This is a genomic window from Crateriforma conspicua, assembly GCF_007752935.1.
GTDB lineage: Bacteria > Planctomycetota > Planctomycetia > Pirellulales > Pirellulaceae > Crateriforma > Crateriforma conspicua.
On the sequence record NZ_CP036319.1, the window covers coordinates 1,992,401 to 2,017,667 of the forward strand.

Annotated in this window: 19 protein-coding genes; 10 read left to right on the forward strand and 9 right to left on the reverse strand. The window is 53.8% G+C overall.

Features of this window, described 5'->3' with window-relative positions; translation table 11 throughout:
- The first annotated feature begins 96 nt into the window (after positions 1 to 96).
- The 9 genes from Mal65_RS07490 to Mal65_RS07530 all read left to right on the forward strand — a co-directional run bounded on the left by Mal65_RS07490 (position 97) and on the right by Mal65_RS07530 (position 7,959).
- Complete coding sequence (locus tag Mal65_RS07490) at positions 97 to 1,344, forward strand: response regulator (RefSeq protein WP_145295482.1); 1,248 nt, start codon at positions 97 to 99, stop codon at positions 1,342 to 1,344.
- A complete protein-coding gene (locus Mal65_RS07495) occupies positions 1,341 to 2,483 on the forward strand; it encodes a response regulator (RefSeq protein WP_165701128.1) in 1,143 nt (380 codons plus the stop codon). Before Mal65_RS07490 ends, Mal65_RS07495 begins: the two co-directional genes overlap by 4 nt.
- Positions 2,484 to 2,530: 47 nt before the next feature.
- On the forward strand, positions 2,531 to 2,956 hold the full coding sequence (locus tag Mal65_RS07500; protein ID WP_145295487.1) for a response regulator: 426 nt from the start codon (positions 2,531 to 2,533) through the stop codon (positions 2,954 to 2,956).
- Positions 2,957 to 3,033: 77 nt separating this feature from the next.
- Positions 3,034 to 3,420: a response regulator gene (locus Mal65_RS07505; RefSeq protein ID WP_145295490.1), complete on the forward strand. Its 387-nt coding sequence runs from the start codon at positions 3,034 to 3,036 to the stop codon at positions 3,418 to 3,420.
- Between the two features lie 2 nt (positions 3,421 to 3,422).
- On the forward strand, positions 3,423 to 4,808 hold the full coding sequence (locus Mal65_RS07510) for an ATP-binding protein (protein WP_165701130.1): 1,386 nt from the start codon (positions 3,423 to 3,425) through the stop codon (positions 4,806 to 4,808).
- Positions 4,809 to 4,854: 46 nt separating this feature from the next.
- Entirely contained in the window at positions 4,855 to 5,403 is a 549-nt protein-coding gene (locus Mal65_RS07515; protein ID WP_145295496.1) for a BLUF domain-containing protein, read from the forward strand.
- 51 nt (positions 5,404 to 5,454) lie between these two features.
- Positions 5,455 to 6,030 (forward strand): heme NO-binding domain-containing protein, encoded by a 576-nt coding sequence (locus tag Mal65_RS07520; protein ID WP_145295499.1) that lies wholly within the window; start codon positions 5,455 to 5,457, stop codon positions 6,028 to 6,030.
- The gene (locus Mal65_RS07525; RefSeq protein WP_165701131.1) at positions 6,023 to 7,342 is read left to right on the forward strand and encodes a sensor histidine kinase; all 1,320 of its coding nucleotides are present in this window, start codon (positions 6,023 to 6,025) and stop codon (positions 7,340 to 7,342) included. Before Mal65_RS07520 ends, Mal65_RS07525 begins: the two co-directional genes overlap by 8 nt.
- A gap of 287 nt (positions 7,343 to 7,629) precedes the next feature.
- Positions 7,630 to 7,959, forward strand: coding sequence for a hypothetical protein (locus Mal65_RS07530; RefSeq protein WP_145295504.1), 330 nt, complete (start codon positions 7,630 to 7,632; stop codon positions 7,957 to 7,959).
- Positions 7,960 to 8,011: 52 nt separating this feature from the next.
- Here Mal65_RS07530 and Mal65_RS07535 read toward each other — a convergent pair whose 3' ends face one another.
- Positions 8,012 to 10,462 (reverse strand): sulfatase-like hydrolase/transferase, encoded by a 2,451-nt coding sequence (locus Mal65_RS07535; RefSeq protein ID WP_196784666.1) that lies wholly within the window; start codon positions 10,460 to 10,462, stop codon positions 8,012 to 8,014.
- Positions 10,463 to 10,677: 215 nt separating this feature from the next.
- The gene (locus Mal65_RS07540) at positions 10,678 to 10,860 is read right to left on the reverse strand and encodes a type II toxin -antitoxin system TacA 1-like antitoxin (protein WP_145295510.1); all 183 of its coding nucleotides are present in this window, start codon (positions 10,858 to 10,860) and stop codon (positions 10,678 to 10,680) included.
- Positions 10,861 to 11,184: 324 nt separating this feature from the next.
- Here Mal65_RS07540 and Mal65_RS07545 point away from each other — a divergent pair, with 324 nt between their 5' ends.
- A complete protein-coding gene (locus Mal65_RS07545) occupies positions 11,185 to 11,628 on the forward strand; it encodes a hypothetical protein (protein WP_145295513.1) in 444 nt (147 codons plus the stop codon).
- Between the two features lie 794 nt (positions 11,629 to 12,422).
- Here the strand turns inward: Mal65_RS07545 and Mal65_RS07550 are convergent.
- From Mal65_RS07550 to Mal65_RS07580, 7 genes are all read right to left on the reverse strand, one after another.
- A protein-coding gene (locus Mal65_RS07550) for an IS3 family transposase (protein ID WP_145293410.1) occupies positions 12,423 to 13,609 on the reverse strand; the annotation gives its coding sequence in 2 pieces (ribosomal slippage) (positions 12,423 to 13,339 and positions 13,339 to 13,609; 1,188 coding nt in all).
- 95 nt (positions 13,610 to 13,704) lie between these two features.
- Positions 13,705 to 15,549 carry a sulfatase-like hydrolase/transferase gene (locus tag Mal65_RS07555; RefSeq protein WP_145295516.1) on the reverse strand — a complete coding sequence of 615 codons (1,845 nt, stop codon included), beginning with the start codon at positions 15,547 to 15,549 and terminating at the stop codon, positions 13,705 to 13,707.
- Positions 15,550 to 15,708: 159 nt separating this feature from the next.
- Positions 15,709 to 16,962 (reverse strand): glycoside hydrolase family 26 protein, encoded by a 1,254-nt coding sequence (locus tag Mal65_RS07560; RefSeq protein ID WP_145295518.1) that lies wholly within the window; start codon positions 16,960 to 16,962, stop codon positions 15,709 to 15,711.
- A gap of 88 nt (positions 16,963 to 17,050) precedes the next feature.
- Entirely contained in the window at positions 17,051 to 19,747 is a 2,697-nt protein-coding gene (locus Mal65_RS07565) for a DOMON domain-containing protein (RefSeq protein WP_145295521.1), read from the reverse strand.
- Positions 19,748 to 19,821: 74 nt separating this feature from the next.
- A complete protein-coding gene (locus Mal65_RS07570; protein WP_165701134.1) occupies positions 19,822 to 22,545 on the reverse strand; it encodes a sugar-binding protein in 2,724 nt (907 codons plus the stop codon).
- A gap of 38 nt (positions 22,546 to 22,583) precedes the next feature.
- Positions 22,584 to 24,320, reverse strand: coding sequence for an arylsulfatase (locus Mal65_RS07575; RefSeq protein ID WP_145295527.1), 1,737 nt, complete (start codon positions 24,318 to 24,320; stop codon positions 22,584 to 22,586).
- Positions 24,317 to 25,261, reverse strand: a complete 945-nt coding sequence (locus tag Mal65_RS07580; RefSeq protein ID WP_165701135.1) for an amidohydrolase family protein — start codon at positions 25,259 to 25,261, stop codon at positions 24,317 to 24,319. The genes Mal65_RS07575 and Mal65_RS07580 overlap by 4 nt, the downstream gene beginning before the upstream one ends.
- Positions 25,262 to 25,267 lie beyond the last annotated feature (6 nt).

Here is a 25,267-nt window from a genome sequence, read left to right on the forward strand (position 1 = left end):
ACATTCTCTTGGTAAGCGTCGTGGAAGGAAAACCGTTCTCGACGAATGGAAACAGTTGGGTCACAAGTTGATAACGGGCGATACAGGTGAAACAAAATGACAGAATCGATGGGACCTAAGCGTCAGGTGTTGTTTGTCGATGATGAACCCAACGTGCTTTCAGGGTTGCGGCGGATGCTGCGATGCCAACGAAACGTCTGGGACATGCACTTTGCCGGCGGCGGCGAAGCCGCGTTGGACGTCATGCGACAAATGCCGATCGATGTGATTGTTTCGGACATGCGTATGCCGGGTATGGATGGTGCCGAATTATTGACTCACGTCGCCGACCGATACCCGAATACGATCCGCTTGGTGTTAAGTGGCCAGTCGGAACAAGAGAAGATCTTTCGTGTTATCGGCCCGGCCCATCAATTCCTATCGAAACCCTGTGATGCGGATCGGCTGATTTACACGATTGAACGAGCCGTCAATCTGCGTGCCCAACTGCAAGACACAGCGTTGCAGGAAATCATTTCAAAGATCACCGCCTTGCCAAGCTTGCCAGAGATCTATCGCGATCTGGTCAATGAACTGGAATCGGATCACGCATCCATCGATCGCGTGGCGGAGATGATCGAAAGCGACCTGGCCATGAGTGCCAAAGTGCTTCAGCTTGTCAATTCATCATTCTTTGGCTTGCCCAGTCGAGTCACTGCCCCAAAGCATGCAGCATCGTTATTGGGGCTAAATATCATGCGACCGCTGGCTCTTTCGGCAAGCGTTTTTCTGCAGTATGAATCGCTGGATGTGGATGGATTCTGCTTGGATCATGAAATTCAGCATGGTCTGGCGGTGGGAGTGGCCGCACGTCGGGTCGCGGAATGTGAAACGGATGATCCTGGGGTAATCGACGATACGTTTGGCGCCGGGATGCTGCACGATATCGGCAAGCTGATCTTGGCGGTTCATCACACCGAAGCTTTTGCCGACGCCATCCGTTTGGCCGATGCACGACAGCAACCACTTTGGCAAGCAGAGTTGGAGATTTTCCAAACGACCCATGCTGCCATCGGTGGGCATTTGCTCGGCCTCTGGGGGCTGCCCAACCCGGTCGTCGAAGCGGTCGCGTTTCATCATCAGCCGGGATCGGCACCGGGCGGCCGATTTTGCCCGCTGACCGCGGTCCATGTCGCCAACAACCTGATCGGTCTGGATGTGTCGTGTTGCGAAACGCTGGGAAAGTGTCCCGAGTCGAGTCCGCCGCAGAATAACGACATGGATTTTGAGTATCTGGAATCGCTGCAGCTAAAACTTCGCGCCGAACATTGGTGCAACCAAATGCTTGCGGAGGCGATGCCGTGAACAAAAGAGTGCTGTTGGTCGACGATGACCCCAATGTCCTGCAAGGCTTCAAACGCAACCTTCGAAAGCATTATGAGCTTTCGCTGGCCGTCGGGCCGCATGAAGCCTTGGCGACAATTCGGAACGAAGGTCCCTTCGCCGTGGTGGTTTCAGACATGCAGATGCCGGAAATCAGCGGCGTCGAACTGCTCGCCCGTGTCCGCGAAATGCACGAACACACTGTTCGCGTGATGTTGACCGGCAATGCAGATCAAAAGACGGCCGTCGATGCGGTGAACGAAGGATGCATTTTTCGATTCCTGGGCAAGCCATGTCCGCCGGAAGTTTTGGCCAAAACGCTGGACGCGGCTTTGGAACAGTATCGTTTGGTGACCGCCGAAGCCGACCTGCTAAGCAAGACCGTCTCTGGAAGCATTCGAGTGCTGACTCAAGTGCTTTCGTTGGCCATGCCCGAAGCGTTTGGTCTGACCCAGGAAGCGCGAACGTTGGCACGCGAAGTCGGTAAGCAGATGAACGTGCAACCGCTGTGGGAGCTGGAAATGGCCGCGATGCTGATGCGTCTGGGCTACGTTTCTTTGCCTGCAGAGATCGCAAAACGATATCTGCGGGCCGAGCCGCTGGATGGAAAACTGCTGGCACTGGTGGATGAAACCCCAGCATTGGGCAGCGAATTGGTTGCGTCCATTCCAAGACTTGAAAACGTCGCCGCGTTGATTTCCCGATTGAACGACCCGCCATCACCACAGGTGCCGGCGGCATCGCAAATTCTGAAGGTCGTCGGTGACTTTCAGCGGTATCGGCATGATCGATCACCCTTGGTCGCGCTACGTGAAATGGAAGGCTCACCGGCCTATGACCCCAAGATCCTGGCACTCGTAGCCGAAGTCGTCGAAGCCACCTATCGACAAGTCGAAGTCTTGGTTTCGCAATTGACCGAAGGGATGGTTCTGGAGGAACACTTGCTGGACCACGCCGGCCGAATCTTGGTCGCCAAGGGACACGAAGTCCACGATTCACTGATTCAAAAGCTGAAGGCCCTCTGTCGATCGGGCAACGGTGTGCAAGAACCGATCTTGGTGCGAACCCTTGCTCCCGTTCCCGATCGCCAACCGGAAACCGAAGCGGTGGGAATCGGTTGACCGACTGTTCTCAGGACCAACGAAGCAATGACCCAAAGAGTTGTTCAATGACCAACCTACTATTCGTCGACGATGACATGAATCTGTTGCGGGGGCTGCGACGCAGTCTGCGGGACCAACCGTACTTCTTGCATGTCGCCAATTCGGCAGACCAAGCGATGAAGTTGTTCAAACATCGCGTTTTTGATGTCGCCGTGGTGGACCAGCGTCTGGACCACATATGCGGCTTAGAACTGCTGGCTTGGATTCGTCAGCATCATCCCAAGACGATTCGTTTGATGTTGACCGGGCATGCAAACGTGCACGTCGCCCAGGACGCAATCAATCGTGGCGGCGTTTTCCGGTTCCTGACCAAACCGATTCGTGATGTGGAACTGGCCATTGCAATTCGCGAAGGCTTGGAATCGCGCGAAGCGGCAAATGAGAACAATGAATCACACCACAGCTTGGCCGACCATGCTGTGTCGACCTGACGGATGACTCGATCGCAACCATTGACCACCTTTCAGCCAAAACCGAACCACCACTCACTTGCACCGAAACCAGAACTATGATTCGCACCCTTGTCGTTGACGATAGCAAGTTTATGGCGCGTGCCATGAAGACTTCGCTTCAAGAAATGGGCTTCGAAGTCGTCGGCGTTGGCCACGATGGATTCGAAGGCCTGGATCAGTTCAAACAACAACGACCCGACGTGACCCTGTTGGATGTCACCATGCCGAACATGGACGGCGTCGAATGCCTGCAGAAGATTTTGGAAATCGATGCCGAGGCCCGTGTCGTGATGCTCTCCGCGATCCGCGACGCTGCGGTGATTGAACAATGCATGTACGCGGGGGCGTTCGAGTTTTTGCAGAAGCCGATTCGCCCCAACAGTCCGGCGGATCTGTCTCGCCTGTGCTCCACACTGGAAAAAGCTGTAGAGAAGGCCTGCTGAAAATGGAAATCGTCAACACACACACCGAACTGTTTGCCGGCGTTGCTGCACGTACGCTTGGCGAGATGTTCGGGATCAGCCAACCGACCATTCGATCGGTGACCGAAACCGATTCGGTGAACACCGACAAGACGTTCATCGTCTCGATCTACTACACCGGCAGCGTTTACGGCGAATACTTGTTGGCCATGGACGAACAAACCGCGGCAAACGTGATCGGTATCTGCGAACAGATTAGCGACGACAATCGCGATGCCATCCGAGAAGACCTGTGTGATGCGATGTCGGAGACGCTGAACACCATCGTGGGTGAAAGCATCGTGACATTGCAGCAGACCTACACCAAGCTGACCATCACGTCGCCGCGAATCTATTTTGGGTGCATTCGTTATCCCAAATTCCGCACCGGGCGATGCGTTTTGAAAACGGAACATGGCCCCATCGAGTGCCACTTCTGCTTGGATTTGATGCGACTGGACTTGGCTGCATCCTATTCCCAGGCGATGGATTCGTTGATCGAAGTCAACGCGAAGCTGAAGGAAGCGAATGAGCACTTGGCCGAACAGCAAGCACAGTTGGTGCACTCTGCAAAGATGGCGTCAGTGGGGCTGTTGGCGTCGGGAGTCGCACATGAAATCAACAGCCCACTGTTTTTTGTCGATGCCAACCTGACCACGTTGAATGATTACATCGAAGTCATCGAGTCCACGTTACAACTGTATGAATCGTTGTGCGCGACGTTGATCAAGCAAAGCAACGCGGGCAACGATGTCATCAAGGGAATGCAATTGGAAGCTCAGACCCAAGACATGGAATTCGTAATCGACGATACCAAAGAATTGGTTAAAGAGACTCGTGACGGCGTCACTCGGATCAAAGGCATTGTCCAAGGCTTGAAGGATTTTTCACACGTGGATCGCTGCGGGCACGTGGTCAACAATGTGAAAGATATTGTGGTGAATACGTTGCAGTTGATCTCAAGCCAATTACCCGATGGGTGCGATGTCCAGTGCGAATTGGCCGAATTGCCGTCCACCGTGTGTAACGCGGGCGAAGTGGGCCAAGCGATCGCTGGGGTGGTATTGAACGCCAGCCAAGCGATGCCGACCGGCGGGACCGTTCGATTATCGGCCACCGCCGACGACACAACCATCAGCGTCGTCGTCGAAGACGAAGGTGTCGGCATTCCACCCTCAGACATTGAACACATCTTTGAACCCTTCTTTACGACCAAACAGGTCGGCGAAGGGACCGGGTTGGGGCTGTCGATCGCCTACGGGATCTTCGAAAAACATATGGGGTCGATCACCATCGAAAGCCAAGTGGATCTGGGGACGAAAGTGACGATGCGTTTGCCGGTGCATCAAAAGACAGCTGCCTGTGAATAGCGGGCCGCACCGTGCGCACGAAACTTGATGAACCGAATTTTGTCTTATGACTGGCGGACTTGCCTTCGATGAATTGGAGAACACGATGGAAATGAATCTTTGCGATCACCCAAGCGACATGACGCAACTGGTCTACGTCAGTGCCGCGACGGTTGCGTTTTCCGATGAAGACCTGGAAACGCTTTTGGCCCAGTCGCGACGCAATAACGCCGGTATCGACGTTTCCGGCGTGCTGTTGTTCCATGAAGGGACGTTCTTGCAGGTTTTGGAAGGGATGCCAGACGCCGTGGATCGGCTGTATCAGAAGATTGCTCGTGATAACAGGCACGACAATGTTTTGTTGCTGTCGTCAAGAACGATCACCGAACGAAATTTCGGTCAATGGAGTATGGGGTTTCTGAGTGGCTTGAACACGCTGGAAGAACTGCCCGGCTTTGTCGATTTCTTTCGAGGTCAACGATTGACCGATCTCAACGGCGACAGCAAACGTGTGTCGCAGATACTGGATGGCTTTCGAAGGGGACGCTGGCGACGCAGTCTTTCCGGGACCGACGACCGGCAACCCGGTCCAGATCGTCTCGCAACGACATCGTAAAAGGTCGTTTTCTTTCGCACATTTTCCACGCATTCAACAAGGGCCAATTCGATGAAGGGCATTGTATTTACCGAACTGATCGAGATGGTCGAAGACGATCTGGGAATCGAGATCGCGGATCGAGTGATTTCCACGTCAGGGACATCGAACGAGGGTGCCTACACCGCCGTCGGCAGCTATGACCATGCCGAGTTGATTCAACTGGTCCTGGCTCTGTCGGATCAGACAGGAGTTCCCGTTCCGGAGTTGGTGCAGACTTTTGGGCGGCATTTGTTCAAGCGTTTTTCGCAACTGTATCCACAGTTCTTCGAACACGCACAGTCCGCCTTCGATTTTCTGCCGCTGGTGGAAACCTATATCCATGTGGAGGTGCGAAAACTGTACCCCGATGCGGAACTGCCCACCTTCGACTGCGGGATTCATGAAGGAACCTTGACGATGCACTATCAATCTTCGCGACCATTCGCCGACTTGGCGGAGGGATTGGTCCGTGCGTGTGTGGATCACTTCGGTGATGAAGTGATGGTGGTGCGCGAAGACTTGGGGGACGGTAATGGGACCGAAGCGTGCTTCTGTTTGACGCCCGTCGAGCAACATCGTCATGGTGAAGTTCAGGCGTATGTCTGATGATCCTCTACTCCAACGACGTTTCGAGCGTGAACGCAAGGCTCGCAAAGAAGCCGAACGTCTGTTGGAACAAAAATCGATCGAAATCTTCCACGCGAACCAACGACTGGATGGTTTAGCGAGGCAAACCCGTGCCATTGTGGAAACCGCCGCGGAGGGAATCGTCACCTATTCGCACGACGGTCAGATTGATCTGTTCAATCGCTCGGCCGCAAGGATCTTCGAACGCGATGACGCGAACGACATCGGCATTCGCCAGTTGTTCAAGACGACGCAGGATCTTGAACAGGTTCTTTTTCCTCAACAGTCTAATTGGTCGCCTATCGAAGGTGCCCATGATGCTGAACCCGTCGAAATTCAAGGCGTCACGCAGAGCGGCCGACAGTTTTGTGCTGAAGTCGCCATCAGCCGAAGCGGTGCGGGTGACGATTCGCAATACACGATGCTGGTACGTGACCTGACACGCAAAAAGACATTGGAAGCCCGCTTGGCTCAAGCCCAAAAAATGGAATCGGTCGGCCAGTTGGCGGCGGGGATTGCACACGAGATCAATACGCCCATTCAGTTTGTCAATGACAACATGTTGTTTCTGGAGGGTGCTTTCGGGGACCTCGGAAAGTTGCTGGATCTGTTCGATCTTCTGGCCAAGCGTATCGAGAACGGTGAGGCGGCAGACGATTTGATCGAGACGATTCGAACGGAACAGGAGTTGGTGGACCTTCCGTTCTTGCGAAGCGAGTTTCCCGGCGCGATTGCCCAGTCGCTGGAAGGAGTTCAACGGGTGGCGACCATCGTTCGTGCCATGAAGGAGTTTTCGCAAAACTCCACTGAAAACAAGACGGCAACTCAGTTGAACCGAATGATCGAAAACTCACTGACCGTGATACGCAACCAAGCCGACCAGATCGCGACCATTGAAACAGAATTGGATCCCGAGGTTGGTGACGTGGTTTGTTTGTCCGGTCCGGTCAGCCAATGTCTTTTGAACGTGATCAACAATTCATTGGAGGCGATTCAGGAACAGGGATCGTCCCAGATCGGATGCGTTCGTGTTTCCAGTCACGCCCAGGCCGAGGCGGTGGAGATTCGGGTGCAAGACAACGGGCCCGGCGTGCCCGCGAAGATCCGCGACCGAATTTTTGAACCATTTTTCACCACAAAGGAAGTCGGCAAGGGGATGGGGCAAGGCCTGTCGTTTGTTTATGACACCATCGTGACCAAGCACGGCGGCGAAATTGATATCGAACCCGTTCCGTGTGGCGGTACCTGTGTCCGAATGCGATTGCCCACCGCGAACGGTGTGTCTGGATAGAAACGGTGCTTTCGGATTTGCGGGACGCATGGCGGCAAGCAGATTTGGAACCGGCCTGTTCTGGCAAGGCTTGGGCGCGACTGATCACGAAAGCTCCAATGTGATTGGTCTGGCCGACCGCAGAGTGCTGATGGTTACCCAAGGATTTGTCTTGGTTCTTCAACTTGCGATGGCTCGGCGCCTTACGGCGTTCGAAACGCTGCAGCGATCGCGACGGATCAACGTTATGCTTGTCTCGCTGTGCGATAGGTTTTTCTCAGTCCCCAAGACAAGTATCGGAGCAATCGTTGAAACGAAGATATCGAGTCGTTCGGGGCGAGGTTGTGCTTGGCTACGTCGGCTTTGATGACCAGTGGCCATGCGAACCCTTTGAGCCGACGGGTGCGTTCTACAAGGTGAAAGCTCTGTTCGACAAAGAGCATGAATTGGGACGGCTTGCCGGTGAGGTCGACGAAAAAATGGATGCCGAGCGGTTTGAACAATTGATGAGCGAGGCGGATGCAATCATGGACGAGATCATCGCCCCAGGAATCCGCTTTGAAGCGTTGGAAAAGATCCTTTGTTCCTTCGACTGTGACCAGTTGTCGATCTTCGAAGGCCGCGTTTGCTGGCGTTAAGTAGCCGGACAGACTTTTTTAAGTTCAGTAAACCGACGCCTACCTAGCGCCATCAGCGTCCGTCCATCGTTTCGAGTCTTTTCACAACCAGGTTGTCAAAATCAATGGACCGTCCGTTCACCGTGAAGCCGAACTTGGTTTTGGTCGGATGGTCGAAACCCGGTGATCGCAGACTTGTGACCAATGCCTCATCAAGAAACGCTTTCATGACGTCACTGCGGATTCGAATTCGCAGCGTGTGCCATTGTTCGGGGTGAATGCTGATCTTTGCGGACGCAGCTGTGCGTTCCAGTAGCCTCTGCAGTGCCTCGGCATCAGAAGCCGATAGATTCTTGTCTTGGCGTTGCTTGCGGACGTCCAGATTCATGCTGCCCGTTTTGTCGTCACCAATCCTTAGTGACTTCGGAAAAACAGAAACGCGACAGATGTGTCCGGCATGAACGGATTTCTCGTTCTCGTCATCGATCACAAAGTTGAAACTCTTCCCGCCGCTGAACCGAAAATCGAACTGGATATCGATGTCGTCAAAATCAAGCTGTGTCCGGATGACCGCACCGTGATCCGCCTTGGTCTGTTTTCCAACTAGCACGCCGTTGATGACCGACCAAGAATCCTCGTGGCCCCGTGCCGTCGTGTAATCCTTGCCAATTTTGTTTCGGTTGTCGTAGTCGTCTTCAAAAACGGCCCTCCATTGTTGTGAACCAACGTCGCCAGCCGCGGGTGATGCCATCTGCGAGCCTGTCGCTCGGTTCGTTGCACCCTTCTTCACCGAGCCCGATGCTTTGAGGTCACCGAGTTTCTCCGAACGGCGGACTCCTGGCGCATCGGGTTCGGTATCGAACATATCGAACTGGGGAAGGACGGTGTTCAACTTGTCGCGTTCATCGCGATGCTGTTGTGAAACGTCGTCCCAGTTAGTGATCTGGTTGTAACTGATCAAATCCGCGGGTTCTTCGGCGACATCCCACCACTTGCCGTTGCCGTCTCGCATCACAAGATCGCCACGAATGATCTGTCGCTGGCGACTGTATCCGTAGATCCACTGACGATGTCTCGGCTTGTCCGTGAATAAAAACGGAACGAGGCTTTCGCCGTTGTGCACGTAATTTGCGGGGAGCGTTGCACACGTCAAATCAGCGATCGTCGGTAGCAGGTCGGACAGGTTGACCAGGACATCTTGCCGGCCGTGTTTCGCCATTCCCGGTGCAAAAATGATCAGCGGCACATGGACGCCCTTCTGACGATCATGGCTGCCCTTTCCATATCCGGAAGTTCCATTGTCGGCGCAAAAGATAATCACGGTGTTGTCGGCGATCCCCATTTCCCGCAATCGGTTGCGGTACAGCCACATCTGATAGTCCAGGTATTCAATGTGCGACTGGATCCCCGTTTCTGTGACCGTTCCGTGGGTGTCATAAACGCCGTCGTCGCCGGTAATTCGAGGTTCGGTCCGCGTGTATTTGTCACCGTCCCACTGGACGACGGGAGTCCCCGGCCAGCATTGGCCGTTGGTGGGGTTCAGCCAATCGAACGCACCGTGACCCAGGTGCGTGGTGTGATAGACGAAGAACGGTTGCCCCTTGGAATGCTGGCGGTCCATGAAGTCAAAGATGAAATCCAGTTCGACGTCGGGGCCGTAGGTGCCGGGACCGAACGCCTCCCTGGACTCATCGGTGTTTGGCCACCACTGAAATTCCTGGTCGTCGTGATTCATCAACCGGACGTGCGGGTAAAAGTACCAACCATGTTGAAGGTACGTGTCAATCGGTTTGCCGGTGTCCGCGTTGAAGATCAGTTTTTCACCGTCGACAACTCTCTGGACCAGCTTGAAGTCGGTGTAGGGGTTGTCTTTGTCAGCTAGGCTACCGGGTGTGAAGCAGCCTTGATCAAAACCATACTCGCGAAGGTCTCCGGCCATCTGAGTTTTGCCAGCCCAGTAAGTTCCGTACCCTGCGCGTTGAGCGACGTGTCCAATCTGCAGCGGCGAACTCATGTAAAGCGGCCACGTGGTTTCCTTTCCGTTTTCGTCGATGTATCGTCCCTTGTAGGAATTCTGCCACCATTTATGCAGGTGGGCATATCGTCCGGTCATCATCATCGCACGACTGGGCGAACAGACGACCGACGCCCATGCCGTCTTGATCCAGCATCCTTCCTGGGCCATTTGATCCAGCACCGGTGTTGCGGCTCGAAACGCCCGATCCGATGTGTCCACACCCTTCTCTTTCGTCCAGACCGACGATCCGTAGATCGGAAATTCTCGAGCGCTGATGTCGTCGGCAAAGACGATGATGATGTTGGGCTTCGACTTCGGTTCTTGCTGTTCAGCATTCGCGTGCGCGGCCGACAGGCACAGTACGCAAGCAACGATCAGAAACGCTCTCATTTGCGTCGTCATTTTTTCAAAGTGTTCGGAATCGGGGCTGTCCGATGGCATCGCCCTCGCGTCAAAGTTTAGCAAGGCAAGTAACACAGGTTGCGATACAGCATTTCGGCCTGACATTGGACATCGATCCGGCCACTAGGAACAACCGTGCATTGACCTTTGGCACCGTCGCCGGTTCTTGACCGGATTGTGACATCGTCATGCATACCGATGCATCGACAATCGCCAACCTGCCGCAAATTCTCTGAAAATGCCAGGAAAAAATTCCATATTGGCAAACTTCGTCGGTCGGCCTGTCTGGCGCCACTCGCACGCATACGCACAGCCTGTAATCACAGCGATTCAACAAACTGGCGGGGCTGGACGCGGTCTAGCTGAATCCGCTCGTGCTGTTCAATGACCGCTTTGGCAGCCCGCTCCGCGTTGCCCAGCACGAAATCGGACGCGTTGCAGCACGGTCGCCAACTCGCAATCAACTGGTCAAAGCGACGACTGAAATTCGCGGACTTTTCCAAAGACTTCTCTCACCATTGATACTTCCATTGGCTTCTTACGCCCCATCACCTCCCCGTGCAGGACCCCCAGCGTGAGATTTCGCGGGAGTTCTCTTTTTCGTAAACACTGCCGGGGAAATGGCTTACTGAGTCAGAGGCCGTTTGGGTTCAAAGCGGCACAAATGTCACGGCTACGAACGTTCTAGCGAGCAAGAGTTCGCGGCTTACGGGCGTCACACTTGGTATGACGGTGGCCGCGTGTGACGGATTGAAGAGTGACGGTGAAACGACGCGTCTCCATTGAACCGGGGCGGGTTCGAATTACTTTGGAGGGCCGATCCTGGGGTGCAAAAAGTCCGCTCCGACCGCGACTTTCCCTATGAAAACAGCATAATTGCAATGGCGAGCTTCCGAAACGTCTACACCTCTTTGATGCTCGTGATCGCCAAGTCCACGGACAAGGAATTGGCTCGGCAAGTGAGCTATTTGAAAGCAGAAAACCAGATCCTGCGAAGCCGACTGCCGAAGCGACTGAGCCTAACTCTGCGTGAGAAAAATCGCCTGATCCGGTTCGCCAGAAATCTTGGCTCGGCGTTGAACGAGCTGGCGACGATCGTGCATCCCTCAACCATTCGTCGATGGATCCGAGAAGAATCCGGCAAGAAGAAGCAGAAACCGAAGAAGGGCCGGCCAAGAACTGCCGCGGACATCGAAAAGCTGATTTTGAAACTCGCCTGTCACGGGGCGCTTGAAAAGGGACCACCTGGGGGCGCCTCTGGTCCCTTTTGAGCTTTTCCTCCCCGTACAAAACCAATCCGGAGAGACTCAGCGGATTTTGCAGGATTTTTTGTGAGGAATACGCCTGTTGCAATGCACTTGCCGTCCCTTTTGATCCGTTCTCGGGCGACGCAGATGCGAAATCTATATGGGACGTTGCTGTTAACCGACGCTGCTTTTTCTCGCCTGTCTGCGAGTGGTTAACAGGGAGAGAGAATGCTGGCCGAAGCGACTCGATCGCTGGCAATCTGTTCCGATTTTTCTGAACGGCGATGCCGAAGTTTAAATGGCAAACTACGCTTCATACTTGTGGCCATTGCGGCGGGCGAATCGGTCTGTACGCTCGTCGTTTCAGCGGGGTACAAAAACGTCGCCAACCCGAATATTTCAGGATTTGCAAGGGAATCGGCAGTACGAATGGCCGCGATCGTTCACCCGCTTTTGACACTGCTTGCGTCACTGACTCGGCAGGAACTGGCCCAGCAAGTGACGTACTTGAAAGCGGAGAATGCAATCCTGCGGAGCAAGTTACCGTATCGGATCACGTTGAACAATCAGGAGCGACGCCGGCTGGTTCGTCACGGCAAGAAGCTTGGCCCGCGTATCAAGGAACTGATCTCAATCGTCAGCTATTCGACCTTTCGCCGCTGGATCCGAAACATGGAGGACGGGCCGGCGAAACGGCCGAAATCGAAAGTGGACGATAAACCTGGTCGGCCGCGAATCGACGAAAGCATCGCCGATACGATCATCCGGATCCGGAAAGAGACCGGCTGGGTGGAATGCCCCCATTTCCTGATCCACGGTTATGAGAGTACGGGTTGGTTAAACGATTCCACAGTGGGCTGCTTCCGCGAAGGGAGCGCAGCGAACGAAGCGGAAGTAGCCCACTGTGAAGCAAAATCCGCTGGGGCCATTCCACCGATGCCGCTGTGCGGACGTCGATGGTTGTACGTTTGACGCCATGACTCAATGATCGACTGTGCCTCGGACAAGCTGCTGAACAGCTCGCACGATAAACACTCATCGCGAAGCCTGCTGTGGAAGCTTTCGACGTAGCCGTTCTGCCAGGGACTGCCCGGTTCGATGTAGGAAGTCCCCACCTCAATGAAGTCCAGAAAGGAGCGGACCGCCTTGCTGATGAACTCCGGGCCATTGTCGCTGCGGATGAACGACGGGATGCCGCGGCTGACGAATAAGTCGCTCAACAGCGCCACCAAATCGTCGCCGGTGAACTTTCGACCCACTTCCAGTGCAATGCACTCACGAGTGAACTCGTCGATCAGAGAGAGGATCTTCAACGAGCGACCGTCTTCGGTTCGATCAAAGATGAAGTCGACCGACCAAACGTGATTGGGGTACTCGGCCGATCGACGAATGACGCCGCCTTCGGAGTTACCCAATCGTCGCTTTTTCGCCTTTTTGACCGGCACCTTGAGACCTTGTTGTTTCCAGAGTCGGTGGATTCGTTTGAAGTTCACACGCCAGCCTTCCTGCCGCAGAAGACGAGTGATGCGTCGATAGCCATAGCGAGGAAACTCGCGGACGAGTTCCAGTATTCGAGCAACCAGACGTGGTTCGTCTTCTTTTGCGTTTGGCCGGTATCGTTGGCTACTTCGCGATTGGCCGAGCGTCCTGCAAGCCCGACGCTCCGAGACGCCGAAGCAACTCTGCAACTTGCAGGCTGCTTCACGGCGACGCGTCGGGCTTAGAAGTTTCCCTCAGCGATCACCTTGAGCATTCGCTTATCGAGTTCTGCTTCGGCCAGCAGTTCTTTGAGCTTCTGGTTCTCGATTTCGAGTTCGCGAAGCCGTCGAGCCTCATCGGACTTCATGCCGCCGTACTGCTTCTTCCATCGCATCCAGGTCGATTCAACAATCCCAAGCTTCTGGTACACCTCCGCCAGGCTCTTGCCGGCGGCCAACATGGCTTCACCCTCGGCGATCGCCTTGACGATCTGTTCGGGCTTACGTCGCTTTCGTGCTTGTTTCATCTCGAGAGTCTCCTTGGCCGTTATTGGCCAGTACACTCTCATAACTCATGGACCAGTTTTTGGGGAGCACGCCACCTCCCTTCCTAACTGGAAGCTCAGGGGCCTTGCAGATCAAAGCAGACGGCCTTTATCTGCAACCTGCCTTTCGCCGTCGCGGGATCGATCAATTCCACCGAGAGAATGTATTCGCCTGGCGTCAGAGGCAAGCTAGTCTGTCTTGGCCGTCGTACGGAGTGTTGCTTATCCGCTAGCTGCTGCAGCGATGCTTCGATCAGCTGTTCTCCGATGCCAATTCGAAAACGAGCCTGAGCATCGATCGCCTTGTCCGAGCTGGATGATTGCAAGCAGACCGCATAGGTCCCCTTCTGCTCGACCCGAATTCGGAACCGTGCCACATCGCCGCCATCGTCCCAGTCCCGAATCCCTTCGCTGCCCCTTGTGACGCCATGATCTTCAAACGCAGAAGCGATGTGCACACTGGATCTCACTTGGCCGGCGACTCCAATCGTTGAAGTCGGGTACGTGAAGCAACGCGGCGAATCGATGAAGGCTTCGAACCAGGTTTTCATGGCAGCCGACATTTTCTGCTTACGGTTCGGGTAAGTATCGCTTAGGTCCACCAGTTCCGACGGGTCACTTTGAATGTCGAACAACATCTCGTCGTCTTTGAATTTGACCAATTTGAAACGTTGATCGCGGATGGAGATATTGTCTTGAAACTCGTAACGCAGCACGGAACGCTGTCGGATCGGCATTGCCTTGTGCATGCCACTGCTGGTGAAGGGTTTCGTTCCCCAGGTGGGCGTCGGCCGGGTGCCCATGAGGTAGCGATCGCTCCAGTTAGCGTTTTCGCCAAGATCCATTAGCGGTTTCAAGCTTCGCCCGGCAAGCGGACCCGCAGTGTCGGTGGGTATCGCCACACCGGCCAGTTCGCATATCGTGGGCAGCAAGTCCATGACGTGGGCATTGTCGGCGATTGAAACGCCACCGTGGCCGCCGGGCAACCGGATGAACAACGGTGAACGCACACCATTGTCCCACACTTGCCCCTTCTGTCCTCGCAGCTTCATTGCGTTCCGGATGACCGCTTCGTCGTCAGCGATGAATTGCGAGTTGTTTGACATCCGGTTGATGGGGCCGTTGTCGTGCAAGTAGACAACCACCGTGTTCTGTGCAAGATCGCTCTCGGTAATCGATTCGATCAAACGTCCGACGCCCTCATCCGTCTGTGCGACATACCCTGCAAGAAGCTCGAATCCCTCGCTGTATCCTCGCCCACGGTATCGTTCGATGTACTCTTCCTTGGCGGTCCACTGGGTGTGAATCTGCGGATAGCTCGCCATCGCAAACCATGGTTTCCCTTCTGCTTGTTTGCGCCGTATGAAGTCCTTCGTCCATTCGGTTACCAGGTCGACGCTCCATCCTTTCGGCGACTCCTGAATACCGTTTCGTTCCACAATAGGACCCGTGTCTGCATACAATCGTCCGACCAAGTGAATGCTTTCGTCGAAGCCGCGACGATACGGTTTGGTGTCTTCGGATTTACCCAAATGCCATTTGCCGAATAGGCCGGTCGCGTAACCACCACGTTGCAATGCTTGGGCCAGCGTCACTTCGTCGGTGTGCATGTATTCGCGCCCACCGTGAACCCCCCAAACGCCAGCGTCAACGAAGTAGCGACCCGTCATCAAGGCCGCCCGAGTGGGGGAACATGACGCATTGACGAAGAAGTTTTCGAAACGAATCGACTGTTTGCTCAATCGATCAATTTGAGGAGTCTCGAACACGGAATTCCCCGAGCAACTCAAGTCTCCAATCCCCATGTCATCCATTAATATCAAGAGGATGTTCGGATTGGAAGACGCATCAGCGGGCGCTGGCCCCAAGATCGCGATAGCAAACACAAGGCAAAGGCGGCTCAGGTTGCGATTCAAATTCATAGGGAGGTCCCGTTTGTCGTTGAGAGACTAGGCACTGTTTATCAATTCAAGACGAAGGCCAATGAAAACGGTAACCCGACGCGTCAGCGAGGGATTCTTGATGAATGAATAACTTCGGCCCCTTGCTGACGCTTCGGGTTACCAATTGATAAACAGTGCCTAGCGTCCGGTTTCTGCCGACGGAGCACGATACATATCCGGAAGATCTGTTTCGAAAAGAGTGTAAGGATCTTTATGGAAAGACTTGAAATCCGCATGGTGTGGGTCGCCCGGAAGCGGCACCCAATAGTTTTCTGGGCCATTTTGCCACAGCAACATGTAGACGAATTGGCGGGCGTGGGCGTCGGACTTCAGCATTTCTAGCAGGTCGACGTACCAACTCGTCTTTGACGAATTCTTCAGGCCCTTTCTTACGCCGATCTCCGCGATGACAACTGGCTTCTCGTGCTTCTGGGCAAAAGACGCCGTAATCTCGCAGTTCTCCAGGAACTCGCGGTAAAAAACCTCCCAGGGCTCTTCTCCGTCCCTGTAGGTTTCGTTGCCGTAGTGGTCGACAGCTAGAAAATCGACGTACTTGTCTCCCGGATACCTAGAACGCATTTCTTCTTCGCCGGTACGGGTAACCGAATACGGCGAATAGACCAACAACAGGTTGTCGACTCCCTTGTCGCGAAGGTAGTCGACCGTGTAGCGATAGGCAGAGACATACTCCTCTGAACTACACGACTTAACGCCCCACCAGAACGCGTTGTGGGTGTGCTCATGAAAGGGGCGAAACAGGACAGGGATTTTCACACCATCAACCGTAAGACCCTTGAAAAATTTCACCTTTTTGTCCAGCTCTGATCTCCACGCCTCGTTAGCAGAACCACCAGGTGTGATCTCTCGCATGGGATTGCCCGCCCTGTCCTTGTGACCGCCTCCGGAAAGCGGGTTGTGAGCATGCCAGCTGATTGTAATGATCCCACCACGTAGGTGGGCGTCGATGATCTCATCTCGAATCAGGTTGTGCTCCCGATTCACTGGATTGAAATCAAATCCATGCACGGCCGGGTACTCGCCCACTGCCCTGACGCAATCGGAGGGATACGGAGGCACGTTTTCAAAGTTTCGCCCGTCACGAAACATTGTTTGGGTGTTTTGATGCCCGACCATGATTCCCCTTCCACTCATGCGTTTCATGTTCGCATAGAGATTCCGAGTCTCGATCGTCGCGTTTCCATCCGATTGGCCCCTTGAGGTTGAATGCCCCATCACGAGTACGACTCCCCAACAGATGCAAAAGATTAAAACGGTTCGTAGTGAATGCCAACCTTCCTTGATGTTTTTCCGGAACCGACCCACAGGAACGTCGTGCTGGTGCCGTTCTCGAAGTCGCATCGTACAGCTTCCAATCTTGTTTCGATGAATCATGATGCTTGGAATGAACGGGGGGGCTTGAATGTGACTACTGCAATTCGCGAATCGGCGGATTCGACCACGCTACATGCCAGGCTGGCGATCAGCGGATCAAAATGGTGTCCTGCGCGGAAACGGCCTTGTCGATCCAGATCAACATGTCCGAATCGTTACTACCGATGGAGGTTAGGCTGTACTTATCAGCGGCCAGCCTGTTCCCTTTGATAAAGACCTCGCAATCTGCAGGACTCCTGTGGAAATCGCGTAGCATGATGGCGGGATTGATGATCGTTTCAAATTTCTGCGGTAAGAATCTTAGTTCTACCTTGGGAAGTGCTCCCTTCTTCAGGGTAAGCTCATATGCCTTCTTCACGTGGTTGAATCCGGTGTCGACGGCGTTATGACTCAAGACCACAACGCGAGCGGGGTAGAGCCAGGAACTTGCCACCAGGCGAATATGGTCATCATCTTGGTCTGTGGCACCAATCAGAAGCGTGACCTCATTCGGTTCGCGTTCCGTGTTGGTGTTGATGCGCATGTTTCCAATCCAGCTATGGTACGGTCGGTTGACTGACACGATGTTGAAGACATCGATGTCAATCTCCGACATTGGCCAGTGTGCGCCCAAGTTAAAACGCACATCTCGGCTGTCTTCGTTTTGATAAAGGAAATTGCTGGTGACGTAGTTATCGACGAGGCCCTGGTTCTTACCAAGCACCAGGAAGGCATCCGGTCGATTCTTCAATGGGATTCTCAAAATCTCTTCATTCCAGCTCTTGTTGTATCCCTTGACTGTCACCTCGCTGCCAAGGCGATTCTCAACGTTCTCACCTTGGATGTTCGATACGCGGGTTATCACCGGTTCGAGTATGGCTTCGGGCAAAATCCCCGGTGGTATCACGTACTGTGGCTGGCAAGTCGTGTGGTGAAGGTCGGTGTTCGCCCAGATTCTGATATTTCGGGTTCCCGTGCCATCAGGATAAAACGTGTACAACTCATCGACCCATTCGTTGAAATAGATCTTGTAGTTGTTGTTGTTCAATGCGTACTGGTAAAGAACGGTGACTCGACTCGGTGTGTTCTCAATGATTTCGACGCGGGTATAGCGGTTCTTTTTGTCCTGCATCGGTTCATTGCAACTCTGTGAACCGTATCCCCAGGCCTCCACAAATTCGTAGCTGACACCCACATTGTTGAAATCCCAGAAGGGGATATAGGACGTATGCTCAGGGAACACCATATCCTTGCGGCCGGGAAAGCTAACCACGACGGCGTCTCCCTTGACTCCGCCATAGCTGTACGTTTCCCGTCGAGCGCTGAACGATCTGTCGTCGCCGTACACTTTTCTCGTGAAAAGTTGTTTGAACGTGCCGGCGACCATTCCCCTCGCGTCGATCAGTTGACATAGCAAAGCGTAGTCGCCAGCCGGCAGGTTCTTGATGTCATGGTCACCAAGGCAAACGATGTAGTCATTTCCGCTGCTGAACTCGGTCAACAATTCTGAGGCGATTACTTCCCCTGTCTCTTGGCGAATGAGTGACACAGTCAAGTCGTAAGTGTCTGCGTTGTGCATCACCGGAATACACCGGATGCGTCCCGATTGTTCCTGCGGAAGATAGACCGCCTCCAGGTCGAATTCGACGAACGGCGGCACTCGGCTCATGTAAGAAGTGTGATAGAACAGGCGTCCGGTGTTCGCATCCGAAATCTTTACCTCAAACGATTGGAAATCGAAGTCTCGAATCTTTATCTCTGTGGTGACTTGTCGACTCTCTTCAGCGGGAATTTTCAGCGTTTGGCGGTTCAGCGCTCTATCCCCGTTTTGGTCCTGTGTGGCAACCTCCACGGCGATGTTCAAAGCACTCTCGCTCGTGTTTTTAAGATGCAGTCGCAGCGGGTTGTTGCCCCAAAACATCGGCTTTTGCCAAACCCGTCCACTATAGTTGGCGTGGGCCTCGTTGAAGGCGATCGACCTCACGGCCAGAGGGTTTTCTCCGCACACTAAATCCGCAAAACGGATCGGAGATGAAAACCCCGCGTAGGTATTCATTCGGTCGGTACGGTCCTCGCAGTAGGGAATAGAACTGTATTCAGCAAACCTCGCGTAATCAAACGTGTTTCTTTCGCTCACAGCATTCTTTTGCTCGGCGGAAAGGAATTGTGTCTGCTGCCTCTGCTTGACCTGGATTTGGTTTCCAACGCGACTGCTTCTCCCTCGCCCCGCAAGAAGGCCAAACGTTCTTCCGTCAAAGTTCTTGCGGTTGCTGATATGGTTGACATCAATGAAGATTTCGGCCGTCCAGCGATCGTCGTATCGGGAAACGCTGCTATGCCATTTTCCGTTCCACTGTGGTTTGTAGTTGGACGAAAATGCGTATTGAACCGGCCGTTCAATCGTCTGGTCCATCGTGGCGCCCGAGGCACTCAACACCAGGTTCACCGCCTGCCAATGGTCGTGGTCCAGGTCCAACCATACCTCCACTCGGTCGTCGCCTTGGATATTTTGCTCGTCATCCTGGATGAATGCCTTGGTCCGTAGACCCGACATGTCGTCTTCGAAACATTCAAACGCGACGTACAGATACCGTTGGTCGAAAAGGACGTAGAAATTCGTCTGATTAGCGACCAATTCGCCGGGGCCGACACAAGTCTTCTGGAAGTCAGTGTAAACGTTCGACTCTTTCCAGCAGTCATCATCGAGTTTTCCATCCAATACCGGCGGTTGGTCGGCTCGCAGTGCAACAAGCTTCCGCAATGAAAAATTCTTCAGTCCCGCATCCATCCGGTCCAGGTATTTCATCTGCGCGGACAAGGGACTGCACGCGAGTACGAGGATCGAAAGGCTGATGGATCGTAAAGTCGTAGTCATTGAATCTACCTGCCCGTGGTGCTGGTGAATCGGATCGACAACGTTGTTTCAATGGGGATCTCTCGGTCCAGCCAGATGATCTTGCCTGCATCGCCACTTGTTGTAATCGTTGCAGACTTGAATTCCTCTGGGGCCAACGCTTTGTCATTTACGCTGATGGACTGAATCTCCATAAAACAATTTTCCAGGATCACTGCGGGGTGAAAGACCGTTTCCTCCTCTCCTGAAAAACGAAAATTCAGCTCCGGAACCTCATGGCTTTGGTGGAAGACAAACGCCTTTTGGGCTGCATCGAAACCAGTGAATGAAATTCCCTCGCATTGTGTATGCACCGATGGCGGATAAAGCCAGTTCGTGCCGATTGTGATGAGTTGTTCGTCACCTTGATCACACACACCGATCAAGTGCTTCCATCGATTCGGTTGCGTCTTGGGATCGGGCACAACGTGGACGCTTCCGAGCCAACTGTGATACGGCCGGTCGGTTCCGACGACGCTGTAGACATCCACGTTCATCGGTTGCATCGGCCAGTGCCCGCCCATGGACCGTCCGACGTCGCCAACAACGAGGCCCTTGTTGATTGAATTCGGGACGATGTCTTCTCGCTTCGACCAAATCAGGTAGGGATGTTTGCGGTCTTTCAGAAAGATCCGCATCACTTCCTCCTTCCAATCTTTCGCTTGTTCGGGATGCTTCAATACTGGCGCATCGATTCGGTTGACAACGGATTCACCGTCAAAATTGAAAACCTTGCAAGTGATGTCTTCGAACATCTGCCGCGGGATGACACCGGTGGGGAAGACGTATTGAGGCTGAAGGATTTCGTGTCGCACATCGCTGTTGGCCCAGAACTGAATGTCTCGAACGCCGGAGCCATCTGGGTAAAGGTAGTAATACTCGGTGACCCATTCATTGAAAATGATCTGGTAATTCGGGTCACCCAGTGCGTATCGCCAACGCAATACGACGCGCGCCGGCGTGTTTTCAATGATGTCGACTTTGGAGTAACGGTTTTCCTTGTCCTGCATCGGCTCGCTGCATCCCTGGTTGCCAAAGCCCCAGCACTCCATGAACTCGTAGGTGACGGCCATGTTCTCGAGGTCCCACCAGGGAACATAGGAAGAATGTTCCCAGAAAACGAATCGTTCACCGGCGGGGAAGGATACCACCGTGGCCTTGCCCTCTTGGCCACCGAAGCTGTACTGGGTTTCCGAAGCATGTAAGTTGCTGCACGGTTCTGTGCGGTGTTTGGTGAATCCGTGATCAAATTCTCCGATAGTTTTCCCTGTTGGATCCCGCAGTCGACAGGTGATGGTGTAGTTCGACGATGGTAGGGATGACCAATCGAATCCCTCGAAGCAAGTTTCGAACAGATACGGTTTCAGATTCGATTTTCGATCTGTAGCGATGGGAGCCGGTTCGTTGGTGCGGTATAAATCAAAAGAGATACTGCAGCCGTCGATGGCTTCGGGGATAACCACCGGGCTGAAAGCTATTTCTCTGTCTTTCGTTCTGTTCGAATAGATCGCAGATAGATCGAATTCAACGAACGGTGGAACCCTTGTATCATAAGACGTGCTGTACAGAGTCGCGTTTGCGTCTTTGTCGACGACCGATAATGAAAACTGTTGACGTTCACAGTCGCGGATCGGGATCAAGGTTGTAACCGTACGCGAGTCTTTCGCGTTCAATGAGACGTCCTTCTCAATGCGGATTGAATCCCCACGGTAGTCGGTTGTTTGGCTAACCAAAAGAAGATCCATCGAGTGGCCGGAGTGATTTTGCAGCGTCACTTCAAGCGGGTTGTCGCCAAAGAACTGTGGTTTGTGCCAAACGCTTCCGTTGTAGTTCGCATACGCTTCGTGAAAGGCAAGTCTGGAAACAGCTAGGTCGTTCTGGTCAAAGACCAAGTCCGCATAGCCATTGGGTTCCAGCCAGCGATCGGAAAAGCTTCCTTTCACATTGCCGTCGACCGGTTGCCAGGCCGTCATTTGTTGCGTTCCATGCGGTTTGGCTCCGCCGCCAGCGCGCGGACCATGATAGAAACGTGAGTGACGGTCTCGGACAATATTGAAACCCCAAGTGGTGCCGGGGCGGATGGGATGGGGATAGATGCGATCCATGGCGATAGCCACTTCGGCAGTCCAGCGATCATCAAGTTTCTGTGTCTTTACTCGCCATTCCGTATTCCAGCGATCGTCACCCTTAATGCATGAAACGGAATACTGGACCGGGCGATCAAACGTGGTGTCGTACGTGATTCCGTTGGCATTGAATGCTAAACGGATGATGTTCTTGTGGTTGTGTTGCGGATCCAGCAAAATTTCGATGCGATCGTCAAACAGGATGTCGGGATCGTCATAGCGAACCGTCTCTGTCCGCACTCTCTGCATTTGCTCTTCTTGGCAAGAGAATGCGAAATACAGATAGTCGTCGTCATGGGTCAACCAGGCGGTGGTTTCCTGGAAGTTGTTGTTTGAACCTAGCTGAATGGTATTGGAAAAATCTGACAATCGGGTTGCCCTGCGCCAGGCAGCGTCGTCCAGGACTCCATCCACAACGGGAGGTGACAAGGTTCGATTACACGTCGCCAGCTTGATGTCGAAAACTTCGGGTTCCTTCTTCATCAAGTCAAAATACTTGATCTGGGCCATTCCGCTCGACGGAAAGCAAACGCAACCGAGCATCAGTAATGCAAACCAGTGCATTCGTTCAGGTCTTCTGTTCATCGCAGTGGGTCGTTGGTGGTTGCCATTGGAGATCCGGTTCATTGACCGCTCTTGTCGGGTCGGTTTACATAGACGAAGGGGGCTCCTCGCGAATCACCAGAATCTTCGATCAGCCAAGTCATCATGGTGAATGGTCCGGCAGGAAGATTGATGTTGAACTCAACCGATGTTGCATTTGCGGGAATCGTTAGTTCTTGATCTATCGCACCGATGCGAAGTCTCGCACGTTCCGCCCTGATCGGTTCGGTGGATTCAGCTTCGTCGGGCAATTCTTGTAAGCGGAAGGTGTAGGTTCCGGGGCGTTCTACTTGGACTGTCCACCAACCATTGGTTTGCTGGCGGTTGGCAATGACGTCAGGATTCCAGGTCAGCAAAGATGACCGACTGTGCCAATCGTGGCAGGTTAGTTTGACCGGGTTTTCCTGTGCTGCGCCAATGTAGACGCGACAAAATTCGTCGAAGCGGGGCTGAAGGGTACTCCACCAATCCAGGTATTTGGATCGAAGTTCTTCAACCACCTTGGGATGCTTCGAAGCGATATCGTTTGCCTGTCCCGGATCCGTTTGGATGTCAAAGAGTTGTTTTCCTTCGACCAGCCGCCAACGCTCGGTCATAACTGCCGATTTCAACCACATTTGCGGCCGCTCAACACGAGGGTTGTGGACACACAAGGTGCGATCTGGCCAAGTCACTTGTTCGCCGTGAAGCAGCCCCGCGAAGCTACATCCGTCAATTTCGTTTGGGGCTGCAGGCTGTAAACCGCAAAGGTCGATCAGTGTCGGAGTGAGATCGAAGTGTGCGGTGAGTTGTGGGATATCTCGGCCACCGGTGAGGCCACCATTGGGCCAATGAACGAAGCATGCGGCGCGATGCCCACCGTCATACGGACTGCCTTTCCATTTCCGCAATCCGGCATGATAGGCGTAGGGCGAAGGCTTACCGGGCGTGGGGCCGCCGTGTCCGTTGTCGTTCATGAAAATCAGGATCGTGTTGTCGGCAATCCCAAGCTCGCCAAGCCGATCTCGCAATTGCCCAAGGTTTGCGTCAATGCAGGCGATCATCCCGAAGAATCGAGCTCGCAATTCTTCCATGCCAAGTTCGAGATAAGGCTCGGCGTATCGATCGGGCACTCGATACCAGAAGTGGGGGGCGTTCAGCGGGAGGTAGCAGAAGAACGGTTCGCTTTGATTTCGCTCAATAAACTGTGTTGCCTCGCGAAACCATACGTCGGTGCAGTAGCCGTTGAACTTCTCCCACCGTCCATCCCGACAGTAGTGATCGTCAAAATAGGTGTTGCCCCAGTAATCTGGGTTTTGCCCGATACCCCCACCGCCGTGGATCAGCGTTTCATCAAAACCGCGATCTTGGGGCCGATAAGGGTACGCGTCCCCAAGATGCCACTTTCCAAAAATGCCAGTGCGATAACCGGCGTCACGGAATCTCTCAGCCAGTGTCGTTTCGTTGTGACGTAGCATTGAGCGTCCTTGAAGCGTGTGCCATACGCCGACGCGGCTGGCGTACTTACCGGTCATCAATGCCGCTCGGGTGGGCGAGCAAGTGGGATCGACGTGGAAATCGGTCATCCGAACACTGTCGGAATACAAGCGGTCCATCTCCGGCGTTTCTAATGCTGGATGACCGTGACATCCGAAATCACCGTATCCCTGATCGTCCGTCAGAATCAGGATGACGTTTGGGGGACGCTCCGAAGCGACAAGCGAAACAGCCGCAAAGGCATAGCACGAAAATAGAGTTGTAAATACGAAGCGTTTCATTGGTTATTCAATCCTCGAAAAACGGTCTTTGCGTTGTCGTGAAGGATCCGTCGTTTCTGTGTCGCCGACAGGAAGTCCGAATCGCAGCGAACCGTATCAATCAACTGTTGGTACGTGTGCAGATTTAGCGTTACCGGTGCGTCGGATCCCCATATCAGCTTTTCAGCCCCGACCAACCCTACCGCCTCGCGTAACAGACGGGCGACCTCAGGGCATGGATAGCTTTCTTCCAAGAGGGTTGGCACGGCGGATAAGCCCAGCCAAACGTTGTCCCTTTGCCCGAGTTCCAGCAGGCTCTGACGACGCTTCAACGCGACCGTGTCAGACAATTGATCTGCGGGTAGATAGCCCAGATGTGCAAGCACGAAACGCGTCGAGGGCATTCGCGAGATCAGCGCATCAAAGCCTTCGACTTGATAGCCAAGATTCCCTGGAGGTCCCGGATCAATGATCACTTCAAGACCTTCATCGGCAACCGTCTGCCAAATTCCATCCATCTCCGCAGAATCGATCCGGAAATCGGGATACAAGCCGGTCCAACCCCAATCAAAACTCATCTCCATTTTCAACGTGTGATGCTGGGGCGAGACGAATTGGCGTATCGTCTCAGTCGCGAGCGGGTCGCGGGGATCGATCTGAATGACTCCGCAAAACCGATCAGGATATCGCTGTGTGCAGTCACCGATGTATTCGTTGCAGGTACCCAGTGTGGGGTTCTGCAGGAGTACGGCTTGCTTTACGCCTGACCGATCCATTAGCTCGAACAATGATTCAACCGGATAGTTGGAATCGACACATGTGGTCGGCAACATGGGCACGAGCTCTGCACCACGATTTACACATCCACAACGGCCTGAAACCACTTTGCCGAAGCGATTGCGGCCACGGACCGTGGGAATCACATGAACGTGCGCGTCGATGATCGGGATTTCTTCATGCATCGCAAA

Coding starts and splice junctions, on each gene's coding strand:
- Mal65_RS07490 (WP_145295482.1), top strand. CDS start 97: ATGACAGAATCGATGGGACCTAAGCGTCAGGTGTTGTTTGTCGATGAT.
- Mal65_RS07500 (WP_145295487.1), top strand. CDS start 2,531: ATGACCAACCTACTATTCGTCGACGATGACATGAATCTGTTGCGGGGG.
- Mal65_RS07505 (WP_145295490.1), top strand. CDS start 3,034: ATGATTCGCACCCTTGTCGTTGACGATAGCAAGTTTATGGCGCGTGCC.
- Mal65_RS07510 (WP_165701130.1), top strand. CDS start 3,423: ATGGAAATCGTCAACACACACACCGAACTGTTTGCCGGCGTTGCTGCA.
- Mal65_RS07515 (WP_145295496.1), top strand. CDS start 4,855: ATGACTGGCGGACTTGCCTTCGATGAATTGGAGAACACGATGGAAATG.
- Mal65_RS07520 (WP_145295499.1), top strand. CDS start 5,455: ATGAAGGGCATTGTATTTACCGAACTGATCGAGATGGTCGAAGACGAT.
- Mal65_RS07525 (WP_165701131.1), top strand. CDS start 6,023: ATGTCTGATGATCCTCTACTCCAACGACGTTTCGAGCGTGAACGCAAG.
- Mal65_RS07535 (WP_196784666.1), bottom strand. CDS start 10,462: ATGTCAGGCCGAAATGCTGTATCGCAACCTGTGTTACTTGCCTTGCTA.
- Mal65_RS07555 (WP_145295516.1), bottom strand. CDS start 15,549: ATGAATTTGAATCGCAACCTGAGCCGCCTTTGCCTTGTGTTTGCTATC.
- Mal65_RS07560 (WP_145295518.1), bottom strand. CDS start 16,962: ATGATTCATCGAAACAAGATTGGAAGCTGTACGATGCGACTTCGAGAA.
- Mal65_RS07565 (WP_145295521.1), bottom strand. CDS start 19,747: ATGAAATACCTGGACCGGATGGATGCGGGACTGAAGAATTTTTCATTG.
- Mal65_RS07570 (WP_165701134.1), bottom strand. CDS start 22,545: ATGAACAGAAGACCTGAACGAATGCACTGGTTTGCATTACTGATGCTC.
- Mal65_RS07575 (WP_145295527.1), bottom strand. CDS start 24,320: ATGAAACGCTTCGTATTTACAACTCTATTTTCGTGCTATGCCTTTGCG.
- Mal65_RS07580 (WP_165701135.1), bottom strand. CDS start 25,261: ATGCATGAAGAAATCCCGATCATCGACGCGCACGTTCATGTGATTCCC.